Origin of the sequence: Mycobacterium senriense (assembly GCF_019668465.1) — a bacterium.
Taxonomy (GTDB): Bacteria; Actinomycetota; Actinomycetes; order Mycobacteriales; family Mycobacteriaceae; genus Mycobacterium; species Mycobacterium senriense.
The window spans coordinates 1,281,943-1,294,950 of record NZ_AP024828.1 but is presented as its reverse complement, the minus strand read 5'-3'; the positions used below and the strand labels follow the sequence as shown (position 1 = coordinate 1,294,950).

11 protein-coding genes are annotated in these 13,008 nt (G+C 68.8%); 4 read left to right on the top strand and 7 right to left on the bottom strand.

All coding sequences use genetic code 11. The annotated features are described in order from the left end of the window. Window positions 1-34: 34 nt before the first annotated feature. Window positions 35-691, top strand: coding sequence for a hypothetical protein (locus tag MTY59_RS06170; RefSeq protein ID WP_221044889.1), 657 nt, complete (start codon window positions 35-37; stop codon window positions 689-691). 7 nt (window positions 692-698) lie between these two features. Continuing rightward, the gene (locus tag MTY59_RS06165; RefSeq protein ID WP_221044888.1) at window positions 699-1,382 is read left to right on the top strand and encodes a hypothetical protein; all 684 of its coding nucleotides are present in this window, start codon (window positions 699-701) and stop codon (window positions 1,380-1,382) included. A gap of 6 nt (window positions 1,383-1,388) precedes the next feature. On the opposite strand, the gene MTY59_RS06160 is transcribed toward MTY59_RS06165, so the two are convergent. Together MTY59_RS06160 and MTY59_RS06155 are read right to left on the bottom strand one after the other, a co-directional pair. Then, entirely contained in the window at window positions 1,389-1,925 is a 537-nt protein-coding gene (locus tag MTY59_RS06160) for an XRE family transcriptional regulator (protein WP_221044887.1), read from the bottom strand. Beyond that, window positions 1,922-4,963 carry an MMPL family transporter gene (locus MTY59_RS06155; RefSeq protein WP_221044886.1) on the bottom strand — a complete coding sequence of 1,014 codons (3,042 nt, stop codon included), beginning with the start codon at window positions 4,961-4,963 and terminating at the stop codon, window positions 1,922-1,924. Before MTY59_RS06155 ends, MTY59_RS06160 begins: the two co-directional genes overlap by 4 nt. 347 nt (window positions 4,964-5,310) lie before the next feature. Between MTY59_RS06155 and MTY59_RS06150 the strand changes: the two genes are divergently transcribed. Continuing rightward, window positions 5,311-5,865: a hemophore gene (locus MTY59_RS06150; protein WP_221044885.1), complete on the top strand. Its 555-nt coding sequence runs from the start codon at window positions 5,311-5,313 to the stop codon at window positions 5,863-5,865. Between the two features lie 108 nt (window positions 5,866-5,973). Here the strand turns inward: MTY59_RS06150 and MTY59_RS06145 are convergent, their stop codons facing one another. Then, window positions 5,974-7,164, bottom strand: coding sequence for a lysylphosphatidylglycerol synthase transmembrane domain-containing protein (locus tag MTY59_RS06145; protein WP_221044884.1), 1,191 nt, complete (start codon window positions 7,162-7,164; stop codon window positions 5,974-5,976). A 180-nt stretch (window positions 7,165-7,344) separates the two neighbouring features. Here MTY59_RS06145 and MTY59_RS06140 point away from each other — a divergent pair, with 180 nt between their 5' ends. Then, a complete protein-coding gene (locus MTY59_RS06140; protein ID WP_221044883.1) occupies window positions 7,345-8,493 on the top strand; it encodes an AI-2E family transporter in 1,149 nt (382 codons plus the stop codon). A 43-nt stretch (window positions 8,494-8,536) separates the two neighbouring features. On the opposite strand, the gene MTY59_RS28065 is transcribed toward MTY59_RS06140, so the two are convergent. The 4 genes from MTY59_RS28065 to trmB form a co-directional block, all read right to left on the bottom strand. Beyond that, on the bottom strand, window positions 8,537-8,686 hold the full coding sequence (locus MTY59_RS28065) for a hypothetical protein (protein ID WP_488656281.1): 150 nt from the start codon (window positions 8,684-8,686) through the stop codon (window positions 8,537-8,539). Window positions 8,687-8,774: 88 nt separating this feature from the next. After that, complete coding sequence (gene mmpL3, locus MTY59_RS06135) at window positions 8,775-11,420, bottom strand: trehalose monomycolate exporter MmpL3 (protein WP_488656280.1); 2,646 nt, start codon at window positions 11,418-11,420, stop codon at window positions 8,775-8,777. Between the two features lie 49 nt (window positions 11,421-11,469). Then, window positions 11,470-12,183, bottom strand: coding sequence for an NYN domain-containing protein (locus MTY59_RS06130; protein WP_112635795.1), 714 nt, complete (start codon window positions 12,181-12,183; stop codon window positions 11,470-11,472). 13 nt (window positions 12,184-12,196) lie between these two features. Beyond that, on the bottom strand, window positions 12,197-12,979 hold the full coding sequence (trmB, locus tag MTY59_RS06125) for a tRNA (guanosine(46)-N7)-methyltransferase TrmB (RefSeq protein ID WP_221046282.1): 783 nt from the start codon (window positions 12,977-12,979) through the stop codon (window positions 12,197-12,199). Window positions 12,980-13,008 lie beyond the last annotated feature (29 nt).

Sequence of the window (13,008 nt, the reverse complement as noted above, 5' to 3'; positions counted from 1 at the left end):
TCCTTCCATCTTCCCCGGGTGCAACGATCGGGCCATGTCCGAGGGCGACCGAACCGAGCCACCTACCGAAGAAGATTCCGTTGACGTCGCCCCCGACGACGACTCGACCGACGTCGACGACGACGAGTCCGAGAGCGCCGAAGTCTTTTCCCATTACGGCATCGCGTCGGCGGTGCTCGGGGTGTTGTCGGTGGCCGCGGTGGTGCTCGGCTTCATCATCTGGTCCGGCCACCGCGACCAGGTCGCGGAGCGCGGCTACCTCAGCCGCGCCATGCAGACCGCCGCGGATTGGGCGAACGTGTTGATCAACATGAACAGCGGCAACGTCGACGCCAGCCTGCAGCGGCTGCACGACGGGACGGTCGGCGAGCTCAACACCGACTTCGACGCCGCCGTGCAGCCATACAAGGCGGTCGTGGAGAAGCTGCAGTCCAAGAGCGCCGGGCGGCTCGAGGCGGTGGCGATCGAAACCGTGCACCATGATTTGGACAGCCAGCCCGGCGTCTCGAGGCCGGTGGTCACCACCAAGCTGCCGCCGTTCGCGAGCCGAACCGACTCGGTGATGGTGATCGCCACGTCGGTCAGCGAAAACGTCGGCGCCAAGCCGCAAACCGTGCACTGGAACCTGCGGCTGGACGTCTCCGACGTGGACGGCAAGCAGATGATCTCCGGATTGGCTTCGATCAGGTGAGGACCCGATGAGGAACATCTGGCGGTTATTCGCCTTCGACATCCTGGCCCCGCTGGCCGCGATCGCGGCCCTGCTGGCCATCGGGCTGGTGCTGGGCTGGCCGCTGTGGTGGGTGTCGGCGTGCTCGGTGCTGATCCTGCTGATCGTCGAAGGCGTGGCGATCAACTTCTGGCTGCTGCGTCGCGACTCGGTCAGCGTCGGCACCGACGACGACGCCCCGGGGCTGCGGCTGGCCGTCGTGCTGCTGTGCACCGCGGCGCTGACCACGGCCGTGGCGACCGGCTACACGCACTGGACGAGGGCCGACAACGACTTCACCAACAACTCGCACCAGGTCGTTGCGACCGCGACCGGCATGGCGGAGGCGATGGCGTCGTTCAGCCCCACCGCGCCGACCGGCTCCATCGACCGGGCCACGGCGATGATCGTCCCGGAGCATGCGGCCGCGTTCAAGGAGCAGTACAGCAAGTCCAGCGCCGAGCTGGCCCAGCACAACGTCACGGCGCAGGCCACCACGGTGTCGGCCGGAGTCGAGGCCCTCGGACCGACGGCGGCCAGTGTGGCGGTGATCCTGCGGGTCACCCAGAACACCCCCGGACAGCCGCCCAGTCAGGCGGCGCCGGCGCTGCGCGTGACGCTGACCAAGCGGGGCAGCGACTGGCTGGTCGCCGACGTGCTGCCGGTCAGGTAGCCCTGATCAGTTGGCTTCGGCGGACCGAGCGGCCTTCACCTTGACGAACCGGTCCGACAACCGCCGGATCCGGATCATCAGCGCGGCCGTCGGGCTGGTGCTGCCGTCGAGGTAGCTGCCCAACTCCTCGGCCGTGACCCCGATGCGGGACGCGAACTCCTGCGGGTCCAGACCCGACCGTTCGATCAGGAGCCGCACGTGACGCGCCACCTCGGCGCGCTCGTTGGACTCCAGGTGGGTGCGGGCCCGCTCGAGCACCTCCCACAACGCCTTGGCGATGCCGTACGGCCGGGTGCCTTCGAGGACCTCCTCGACCTGGCGGGCGGTCCGCCCGTACGGGTCGCGCTTCAGCGCTCCGGCGATGCGCTTCCAGGTCGCGATGTCACCACCCTGCAGCGCGGACCGGATGGCCGCGGTCGGCCAGAATTCCACCGGCTGGTCCGGGTCCTGGAAGGACCCGGACGGTCCGTTGCCGCGTGGCCGCTGTTCGGGGCCCGGCGGGCGGGGCGGCGGTGCGGGGCGTCGGTCGGGTGCCAACGTCACCTCGCCTCCTCCAGCATCGCTACGGCCACGGCCAGGCAGCGTTGCCTTATTCCCTCCCAGTCCGCGTTAGCGTCGGCTTCCGATCCCTGATCTTCCGGGTAATCGCGGGGGTCAGGATCTGCGAGTCGACGGACCAACTGGGTGGCAATCCACTGCTGCCTAGATGATTTACAACAGTAATACCTGTCCATTCCGGCCAGCACCACCGCGGCGGTCTCCGGCTCCAACGCATCGACCATGTCTGCAAAATCGGCATAGTCGCGCCGACTGTTACGGCACATGATCAGGTAGCCCTTCAGCCGCAGGGTCTCGGCGCCGGTCGGGACCAGCAGCCGGTCGCCGGTGGGCAGCTGCACGTTAGTGGTCTCCACGGGGCTGCGCCGCTCGTAGCTCGGTCCGTCGCCCGCGGCGGTGTCGCTTTCCAGCGCGTCGATCGCGACCGACAGGCGTCCCCGCCACAGCGTCACCGGGTGAACGGGCCGGTCCGCCCCCACGATGGCCTTGGCGATGCCGTTGCGCGAGGTCAGGCCGCCGACCAGCTTCTTGGCCGCCAGGGAACCGTTGGTGTGGCCGTTGGTGCCGGGCTTCTTGTTGCCGGCGCCGACGCCGACGCTGACCTTCTCCTCGTTGAGGGCAACCTGGTGGGGGATCTGCGCGGGTCCCAGGCCGCGGGTCTGATCCTCGTCCGGGCCCGGCGACGCCTGCGCGGCGTTGCGGCCACAGCCGGTGAAGGCGAGCGGATCGGTGACGCAGATGGCGTCGGGCGCCAGGTGCTTGAGCTTCGCGGCGGACTTGAGCACCATCCGCAGGTCGGCGTTGGGCGCCACCAGCGCCGAGATGTCGTCGGGGATGACCACCACGTCGCCCAAGTCGACCTCGGGCAGTGGCCGGTCGAAGTCGACCGACGGCAGCACCCTGGACAGCCACGGCGGCAGCCACCAGTTCCACTGGGCGAACATCGCCATCAGCGCCGGCACCATCACCAGCCGCACCACGGTGGCGTCCACCGCGATCGCGACCGCGCACGCCACGCCGATCTCGGCCACCAGCGGCATGCCGGCGAACGCGAAGCCGACGAACACCGCGATCATGATCAGCGCGGCGCTGGTGATGGTGCGGGCGCTGGTGCTCACGCCGTAGGCCACCGCGTCGCGGGTGTTGCCGGAATGCAGGAAGCGCTCCCGGATGCGGGTGAGCAGGAAGATCTCGTAGTCCATCGACAACCCGAAGGTCATCGCGAGCACCAGCGGGGGAACGGTGCTGTCGATCGAGCTGATCTGGGCGAAGCCGAGGTCCTTCAGCCACCCCCACTGGAACACCATCACCAGGCTGCCGTAGGCGGCGGCGACCGACAGCAACGTCATCAGGACGCCCTTGAGCGCCAGAAACACCGAGTGGACCGAGACCAGCAGCATCACGAACGCGATCGCCGCGACGATGGCCAGCACCAGCGGCTCGGTCGCCGACACCTGGTCGTCGAAGTCCTTGATCAGCGCGGTCGGGCCGCCGACGTCGACGCGTGCGGTGCCCGCCTCGGGAATCTTGGGCAGCTGCGCGCGCATCCAGCCGACGGTCTCACGGGCCTTCATGTCCTCGGGGTCCACCGACAGCACCGCGGACAGCAGCGCGCTGCCGTTGTCCTCGGCGAACTGGGGCGGCGACACCGAGACGATGTTGGGTGCCTGCGACATCCGCTGGCGGATCGCCCCGACGGTGTGGCTGTGTTCGGGGGAGGCCGCGCCGCCATCGGGGAAGTTGATCAGCACCCGGATGGGGCCCAGCGCGCCGGGACCGAGGGCCTGGGCCGCGGCGCCCACCCCGGCGCGGATCTCATGCGACGAGTCGAACTGGCGCAGCAGGCTGTTGCCCAGCACCATCGAGGCCGCCGGGACGGCCATCATGAGCAGCACCAGCGATGCCGCCAGCGCGGCCACCCACGGCCGGCGCATCACCCAGCCGATCCAGCGGTTCCAGAACCGGGACTGGGTGCTTTCGGGTCGTCGCGACCAGTGCAGGAAGCCCGACCGCTTGGCGGCCGCCCGCCCGAATGTCGCCAGGGCCGCCGGGGTCAGGGTCGTCGAGGTCAGCATGGCCACCCCGACGGCCAGGATGGCGCCGGTGGCCATCGACTTCAGCGCCGGGGTGTTGATCACGTAGATCCCGGTGAGGGAGGCGATCACCGTCATGCCGGACAGCACCACCGCCAGCCCGGAGGTGGCCATCGCGGCGTCGACGGCGTCGCGGGGCTGACGCCCGGTGCGCAGCTCCTCCCGGAATCGCATCAGGATGAACAGTGAATAGTCGACGGCCAGCGCGATCCCGAACATGGACACCGTCGAGGTCACGAACACCGACATGGTGGTGTAGGCGGACAGCAGATAGACCAGGCCCATGGTGACCACGACCGTGCAGATGCCGAGGGCCAAGGGGATGGCGGCGGCGGCCAGCGACCCGAACACCGCGAGCAGCACGATCAGGATGACCGGCAGGTTCCACTTCTCGGCGGCGGCGATGTCGTGCTTGGTGTTGGCGGCCGCGGCGGCGGACAGCGCGCCCTGCCCGATGACGTAGAGCCGGACGCGACCGTTCGCGGTCTGGCCGGGCTGGTCGCCCTTGATGCCGACCTTGGTGCGGAGCTGCTTGGCGACGTCGCTGGTGTTGCGCGAATCCAGCCGCACCGACAGCACGTAGGGCCGGTCGGGCTGCGGGGGCCGCTGGGCGGGGTTTGGGATCTCGGTGGTGCCGGGGATGCCGGTGGCGATCTGTCGCAGCTGCGCGACGGCGTCGTTCATGTCCTGGTAGCTGGCGTCGGGCCGGGGGGCGGCCACCAGCGCCAGCGACGATCCGCCCTGGTCGTGGTACAGATCCTCGAGCTGGTCATGCACCGCCAGCGACTGCGATCCGGCCACGTCGAACCCACCGCCGGTGAGGTTGCCCGACTGCGTCAGCGCCAGGTAGACCGCCGGAACCAATGCCAGCAACCAGCCTGCGAAGACCAACCAGCGGTACTTACGCAGGCTGCGGCTGAGGCGCATCATTAACTGCTGGATTTTGTCGTCCCCCGCTTCTTGCTAACGCGTGCTGGCGACGATACCGCAGCAGCCTGTGGATTATGTGGGCTTATCTGGTTCCTGAGCTGCGGCGACGGCGTTGTTGCCAAGACGCTGCGAAGACGTTGTGAACCGGTGACCAACCGGGATTTCGGTCACATATCCCGTCCCGGCCTTCGTTCGGACTGGCAGGGGTGATATCGGCGGTGGCAGGATGTCCGATGGCCCGAGGCCCCGGGGATTCGGGGGACGCCTTCGTCGCGTGGGGCCGTTCTTATCGCAGTCGTTTGCGAGCCGCCGATCGACGGTCGTCGCAAGCTCCTAAGGAGTTGTCCATGACGAGAGCCACCGCTGGACGGGGTCGCATTATCTTCGCCGGGCTGATCGCCGCCACGGTGCCCGGTGTGGCCGTCGCGGTGCTCGCCGGAGCCCCGGCGACCGGCGCCAACGACCCGTGCGCGGCCAGTGAGGTCGCCCGGACGATCGGCTCGGTCTCCAAGTCGATGGGTGACTACCTGGATTCGCACCCGGAGACCAACCAGACGATGACCTCGATGCTGCAGCAGCAGGCGGGGCCGCAGTCGGTGAACGGGCTGAAGTCCTACTTTGAGGCGAACCCCAAGGTCGCCGGTGACATGACGTCGATCGCCCAGCCGCTGACCAACCTGTCGCTGCAGTGCAAGTTGCCGATCTCGATCCCGCAGGCGATGGGCCTGATGCAGCAGGCGCAGGGCGCGGCCGGTGGGCTGCCCGCGCTGCCCGGGAACCCCGCGGGCGCTTCGCCGCTGGGCGGGACCACCGGCGGCGCCCCGGCCGCCGTACCGCAGCCGGCGCCGCCCACGGCGACCAACCCGCTGCCGGGCCCGTCGCGCGGCAACACCGTCGGCTAGGCCCGATGGTGGCGACCCGCTTCGCCCGGCTACGCCGCCCTCGCGATCGCCACTAGGCCCGATGGTGGCGACCCGCTTCGCGCGGCTACGCCGCCCTCGCGATCGCCACTAGGCCCGGCCGTCTTTCTCTGGATTGCGATCCGCCGGATTCCGGTCGGGGGGCAACGGCCCCTGCAGCGCGGTTTCGGTCGGGTCTGCCGCGGAGTCGCCCTGCAGCGGCACGATCGGGAGCGGACCCGTGATCGGGTCCTCGTCGGAGTCGGCGATGTTCTCGGTGCGGAACACGAAGAAGAACACCACCCAGCCGATTGCGGAGATGAGCAACCAGCTGATCAGCCGGTAGATCAGCATGGCCGAAATCGCGTTGGGCAGCGACATCCCGCTGGACACCAGGCCGGGCACCAGCACCGCCTCGACGATCAACAGGCCGCCGGGCATCAGCGGAATCGTGCCGACCGCGCGGGCGGCCGCGTAGGCCACCGTCAACCCGGCCACCGAGGCGTGGTCCCCGGCGGCGTAGGCGGCGAAGCCCAGGCAGGCGACGTCGGCGATCCAGTTGAACATCGACCAGCCGAACGCCACCCCCAGGTCGCGCCGGCCCAGGCTCACCGATTCCAGCTGCATCAGCGTCTCGCGCCACTTGTCCAGACCGGTGTCCGCCGGCCTGCCGCGCACCGAGTTGACCCATGCCAGCACCCGGCTGCCGATGCCGTCAATCAGCTCCGGCCGGGACGCGACGGCCTGGGCCAGCAGCAGCAGCGCGACGAAGCCGCCGAGGGTGAACAGCAGCGAGAACGGGTTGTTCTTCGCGCCCAGCAGGAAGGCGCCGCCGAGGCCGAGCAAGGCCAAACCCACCGCCTGCAGCACGCCCGACATCACCAACTGCCACGACGCCACCACGGTCGAGGCACCCCACAGCCGCTGCTGCCGGAACAGGAAGGTCGCCGACAGCACGGGTCCGCCCGGCAGCGTGGTGCTCAGCGAATTGGCGGCATAGAACGCGGCCTCGGAGCGCAACTGCTTGACGTGCACGCCGGCCGACCTGAGCAACGTGCGCTGGATCTGAGCAAAGCTGTGCATCGACGCGGCTGCTGCCGCCACGGATGCGAGCAACCACCACCAGTTCGCCTCGTACAGGCTCATCCAGGCTTTGGCCAGCTGATGCCAGCCCAGCGAAACCTCGACGGCAAGCACGATGGCTACCGCGGCGAGGATCACCCAGCGCACCCACCAGTACTTCCCGCGCGGGGTTTCTTCGCGCGGGAAGTCGAGATTGCGGGCGGGTGCGTCGTGCGGCACGTGATTTAGGGTAACGGTGCAGGTGGCGCCACGATCGCTGCGCACCGCGTACCGTGTCTCGGACGTTCTGGGGTCGTAACCGGATCGTGCCGACGGCGATGGCTCCCGCCGACGCGCAGCAACCCTCGAGGCGGCTCCGAGGCACGTTTGGCAGCGCGCCGCGGCGGATAGGCTGGCTAAATGTCAGCAAACGCCGACGACGCGTCGGTCGAACCCCTCGTCCGCAAGACCGCCGCCTGGGCCTGGCGCTTGCTGGTCATCCTGATCGCCGTGCTCGCCCTGTTGTGGGTGGTGCAGAAACTTGAAATCATCGTCGTCCCGGTGCTGGTCGCGCTGCTGCTGAGCGCCCTGCTGGTGCCGGTGGTCGACTGGCTGGACAAGCGGGGCCTGCCCCGCGGCGGCGCGGTGGCCCTGGTGCTGCTGGGTGGCTTCGCGATCCTGGGCGGCATCCTTGCGTTCGTCATCCTGCAGTTCATCGACGGCCTGCCCGGCCTGACCGAACAGGTGACGCAGAGCATCGAGTCGACGCGCCGCTGGCTCATCAACGGGCCCGCGCACCTGCGCAACGAACAGATCGACAGCGCGGGCAACGCCGCCATCGAGGCGTTGCATAACAATCAGGCGAAGCTGACCAGCGGCGCGCTCTCCACCGCGGCCACCGTCACCGAGCTGGTCACCGCGGCGGTGCTGGTGCTGTTCACGTTGATCTTCTTCCTCTACGGCGGGCGCAACATCTGGAAGTACGTCGTGCAGATCATCCCGTCGGACGTCCGTGGCCGGGTGCACGAAGCCGGCAACGCCGGATACGGGTCGCTGATCGGCTACGTGCGGGCCACCTTCCTGGTGGCCCTGACCGACGCCGCAGGCGTCGGCACCGGTCTGGCCATCATGAGCGTCCCGCTCGCGCTGCCGCTGTCATCCGTGGTTTTCCTGGGCGCGTTCATCCCGCTGGTCGGTGCCCTGATCTCGGGCCTGGTGGCTGTGGTGGTCGCGCTGCTGGCCAAAGGCATCGTGTACGCCTTGATCACGCTGGGCCTGCTGATCGCGGTCAACCAGATCGAGGCCCATCTGCTGCAACCGCTGGTGATGGGACGTGCGGTCTCCATTCACCCGCTCGGGGTGGTGCTCGCCATCTCCACCGGCGGCGTGCTCGCCGGGATCGTCGGCGCCCTGCTGGCCGTACCCACGGTCGCGTTCCTGAACAACGCGATCCAGGTGCTGTTGGCGCGCGATCCGTCCGCCGAAGCCGAGAAACAAATCGAGGAGACGGACGAGAAGAACGCGATCCTGCAGGCCGAGCCCGACCAGCCTCAGGACGAATCCGCCTGAGGCTCAAGCCTTTCGGGGCTTTCAGCGACGCGCGGGAGCCTGGTTACAGCCGTCCCTCGCGGCGCAGCAGATCCTGGGCCGACAGGCCGCCGCCGGAGCGCCGGCGTTGCCGCGCCGGGTCGCCGTTCTCATCCTGTTCGTGCGCGTTCACCTGGTCGGTGGCCGCTTTGGGGTCGTTGCCGCCCGGGCGCATCTTGGGCAGGGCGGTGGTGGGTACGGCGGCGTCGCCGTCGCCGTCGTCGTCGGACCGGTTGCCGGGAACCGGGATGGCCCGCGTCTGATCACCGGACGGCGGTGCCGCCGGACCCGGCCCCGGGGGTCGCTGCGGAGGCTGCGGCGCGGGACTGGCGGGACGCGGGTCGGCCGGCCGGTCGTGGCCGGGCGCGCCCTGGGCGGCGAAGCGCGTCGTCTTGGCTTCGGTCGGCTGGCTGGGCCGGGCCGGGATGCGCGTGGTGCTCGCGGCCGGTTCCTGCGCGGGCCGCGGGTCCGTGGGGGCCCGGCCGCGCGGGCCGCGCCGGATCCAGCGCTCCGGGGTGCGTCGGGTCGTGCGGGGGCCGCGGCGCGGCGGCGACCAGGCTGGCCGCCACCGGCGGCCGCGCGGGCCGGCCGTTGAGCGTGGGCCGCTTGCGCTCGTCGGGCAGGTCGATCTCGCCGAGGCCGATCTTGTTCTGCAGGCGCCGGGCCCAGCGCGGCGCCCACCAGCAGTCGTCGCCGAGCAACTTCATCACCGACGGCACCAGGAACATCCGGACCACGGTGGCGTCCAGCAGCAGCGCCGCCATAAGACCGAAGGCCAGATACTTCATCAACACCAGGTCGGAGAACACGAACGAACCGGCGACCACCGCCAGCACCAGCGCGGCCGCCGTGATCAGGCGTCCGGTGGTCGCCGTCCCGATCCGGATGGCCTCGGCCGTGGACATGCCGCGTTCGCGCGCCTCGACCATGCGCGAGACCAGGAACACCTCGTAGTCGGTGGCCAGACCGAATCCGACGGCGACGACCAGCGCGATGACCACCACCATCAGCGGGGTCGGGGTGAAGTTCAGCACGCCCGATAGGTGCCCGTCGACGAAGATCCAGGTCAGGATGCCCATCGTGGATCCCAGCGTCAGCGCACTCATCACTGCCGCCTTGACCGGCAACACCACCGATCCAAACGCCAGGAACATCAACAGCATGGTCGCGCCCAGCAGCAGCACCAGCATCAGCGGGGCTTTATCGAACAGGCTGTGGATGCTGTCCTGTTCCAGGGCCGGCGTGCCGCCGACATAGAGGTTCAGCCCCTTCGGCGGATTCACGGACCGCAGTTCGGCGATCTTCTTGGCGGCGTCGTTTTTGTTGACCAGGCCGTTCTGGATCACCCGCACCGAGCCGTCCTTGGGCACCGTCGTCCCGTTCGGGCCGGCGACGCACGGGTTACCGGCGATGGCCGGACACGGCCGCTCCTGCCACTGCTTGTCGGTGAACCCGCCGATCGGGGAAATCCGGTTGCGGATGTCGGCCACCTGCTGGTCGGTGACCTTGCTGCCGTTGCTGCTCTGGATCACCACCGTCAGCTGCTCGGTTCGGTAGCCGGGGAATTGCTTGTCGAAGTGCTCCTGCGCCAGGCGCACCGGGTTGTCCGGCGGCAGGTACTTCTCGCTCATGCCGCCGAACGACAGGTTGCCCAGCGGAATGACCAGCAGGATCATTCCGACGGCGATCGGAATGGCGAACGCCAGCGGTCGCTTCATCACCGAGTTGACGAGCTTGCCCCAGAAGCCGGCCTCGACCTCTTCACGGGTCTTGGTCTTCTGCAGCCGGTCGGCCAGCCAGTTCAGATAGGCGCGCGACCACTTCCAGTTCCGTAGGAATGGCACCCGGAACGCGGTCCGCACGCCCAGCGCGTCGACGTGGCGGCCGAGGATGGCCAGGCACGCCGGCAGGAACGTGATCGACAGCAAGGCGGCAAGTCCCACGGCGGCGAAGATCGCGTAGGTGAGCGAATGCACGAAGCCCTGCGGCAGCACCAGCAGGCTGGCGCTGGACGCGATGATCAGCACCGCGGAGAAGGTCACGGTGCGCCCGGCCGTCATCACGGTTCTTCGCACCGCGGCCTCGGTGTCGTAGCCCTCGGCTATCTCCTCCCGGAACCGGCTCACCACGAAAAGCCCGTAGTCGATGGCGATACCCAGGCCGATCAGCGAGACCACCGGCTGAGCGAAGAAGTGCACCGGCCCGAACACGGCGACCAGGCGCAGGATGCCCAGCGAGCCCGCGATGCTCAGGCCACCCACGATGGCCGGCAGGCCGGCGGCTATCGCGCCGCCGAAGACCAGGAACAGCACCACCGCCACCAGCGGCACCGCCAGGACCTCCATGCGGCGCTGGTCGGTGGCGATGGTGCCGGTCAGGGCGTTGGCGATCGGCTCCAGGCCGGCGAGTTCCACCGCGCCGCCGTTGAGCTTCTGCAGACCCGGCGCGATGGCCTTGTAGTTATTGAGAATGCTGTCGTCGTCGTCGCCCTTCAGCGGGATGGAGACGAAGGTGTGCTTCTTGTCATCGCTGACCATTCCCTTGATGACCGGGTTGGTGCTGTCGGGAGCGGCCAACCAGCCGGCCCAGCCGACGACCTGATCGGGGTGGTCGGTCTTGAACTTGTTGAGCTCGGCGACGACCTTGTCCCGCCACGCCGCATCGTTGACCGTCTGACCGTTGGGAGCCGTGAAGGTGGCGACCACGTGACTGGTCCGGTCCCGGCCGTACGTCTTGTCGCCCAGCACCGAGGCCTTGACCGATTGGCTGCCGTCGTCGTAGAAGCCGCTCTGTGTAACATGCTTGCCCAGGCTGATTCCGAAGACGCCGCCCAGCAGACACAGAGCTACCGTGACCCCGATCACGATGTACCGGTATCGGTACACAGTTCGACCCCACCAGGCGAACACGCAAGCTCCTTACTGGATCGTTAACGACCCGCGCATTGGTTTTCCAGTGTCACACACGCGCGGTCAGCAGCGCGGACAGCGGCCGGAACGGCTGCAGCCACGCACCCTGGTCAGGCAGCGAATCTAGGCCGATCCGCGGCAACGGTTCCCGGAAGACACCAGCGATATCCTCCAGATCAACGAAGTCCAAGGTATCCGACGCTAGCGCCCAACTCGCGTGTTCGCGAAATCCGATCACCTGGACGCCGACCCCGCTTCGTGCGATGTCTTCCAGCGGGTGACGAAACGCCTGACCGTCGGCGGAGGCCACCACCAGCGCCGCCAACCCCTCGGTGCGCCGCAGTTCGATGTGGGCCAGCATGTCGCGGTCGACGTCGCTGTCCTCGTCGATCTTCGGCTTGGCGAAGACCGCGAACCCCACGTTACGGAGCGCGTCCACCCACGGCCGGACGACGTCGGCGCTGCCCGGCGCGATGTTGGTGAACACCGTGGCCTCGGGTTCCACCACGACTCCGGGGCGAGCGGCGCTGACCTCGGCCGTGCGCGCCAGCAACCAGCGGCCTAGGGCGTCGAACCGCGGCCGTTCCAGGGCTGTCGGGCGGCGGCCCAGGATGGAGCCCAGCCCCATGTCCAGGTTCGGGGCGTCCCACACCAACAGCACGCGTCCACCCGGGGGAGAGAAGCCGCCCAGTTCGTCGCCGGTCAGCACGGCCGGTGGCGCGACGGGTTCGGCCCCCGCCGCGGTCTCTTCGGTCAGGCTCATACTCATCGCCTACTCATCGTCTAAGCCAAATGAATTCGGTGACGGCGCTGCCCGCTTCTTGAGCCTTCGTCTCGTACTTGGTGGTCGGGCGCGCGGTCGAGATCGGCAGCGCACTGTCGGGATCGGCCGGGTGCAGCCGGGGTTCGCCCGCGCCGACCTCGGCGATGTGCTCGGCGTAGCCGGCGTGGTCCGTCGCAACGTGCAGGACACCACCAGGGAGTAGCCGGTCGGCTATCAAGCCAATCGTGCCCGGCTGCAGGAACCGGCGTTTGTGGTGCCGCGCCTTCGGCCACGGATCGGGAAAGAAGACGCGTACGCCGGTCAACGAACCCGGCGCGATGAGGCGTTGCAGGACATCCAGGGCATTGCCGCGGATCAGCCGGATGTTGTTGACGTTGTCGCGGTCGATCGCGCACAGCAGCTGCGCCAGCCCGCGCCGGTAGATCTCCACCGCGACCACATCGATACCGGGTTCATCTTTGGCCATCGCCAGCGTGGATATGCCACTGCCACAACCGATTTCGAGTATCACCGGTGCCTGTCGCCCGAACCAGGCGCGGGTGTCCAGGGTGGGTTCGGAGCTGTCGGGTTCGTCGGTTGCGGCGCCCACCGACAAGCCGAGCTCGGGCCAGCGCCGTTCCCAGGTCTGGCGCTGGGCATCGGACAGGGCCGATCGTCGCGATCGGAACGCCGTGGCCGGGAGATAGCGCTGGTCGGGGCGGTCCGAACCCTCGGTCGGCGTGTCGGCAGACATCGCCACCCCGCGCTGCGGATGCATTTGTCCATGGTGGCCTATAAACCTCGGATGTAGCCGCCCCTGGTCCG

Bases quoted from the DNA above. Each gene is read 5' to 3' on its own strand.
- MTY59_RS06170 (WP_221044889.1), top strand. From the start codon at position 35: ATGTCCGAGGGCGACCGAACCGAGCCACCTACCGAAGAAGATTCCGTT.
- MTY59_RS06165 (WP_221044888.1), top strand. From the start codon at position 699: ATGAGGAACATCTGGCGGTTATTCGCCTTCGACATCCTGGCCCCGCTG.
- MTY59_RS06155 (WP_221044886.1), bottom strand. From the start codon at position 4,963: ATGATGCGCCTCAGCCGCAGCCTGCGTAAGTACCGCTGGTTGGTCTTC.
- MTY59_RS06150 (WP_221044885.1), top strand. From the start codon at position 5,311: ATGACGAGAGCCACCGCTGGACGGGGTCGCATTATCTTCGCCGGGCTG.
- MTY59_RS06140 (WP_221044883.1), top strand. From the start codon at position 7,345: ATGTCAGCAAACGCCGACGACGCGTCGGTCGAACCCCTCGTCCGCAAG.
- MTY59_RS28065 (WP_488656281.1), bottom strand. From the start codon at position 8,686: ATGCGCCCGGGCGGCAACGACCCCAAAGCGGCCACCGACCAGGTGAAC.
- MTY59_RS06130 (WP_112635795.1), bottom strand. From the start codon at position 12,183: ATGAGCCTGACCGAAGAGACCGCGGCGGGGGCCGAACCCGTCGCGCCA.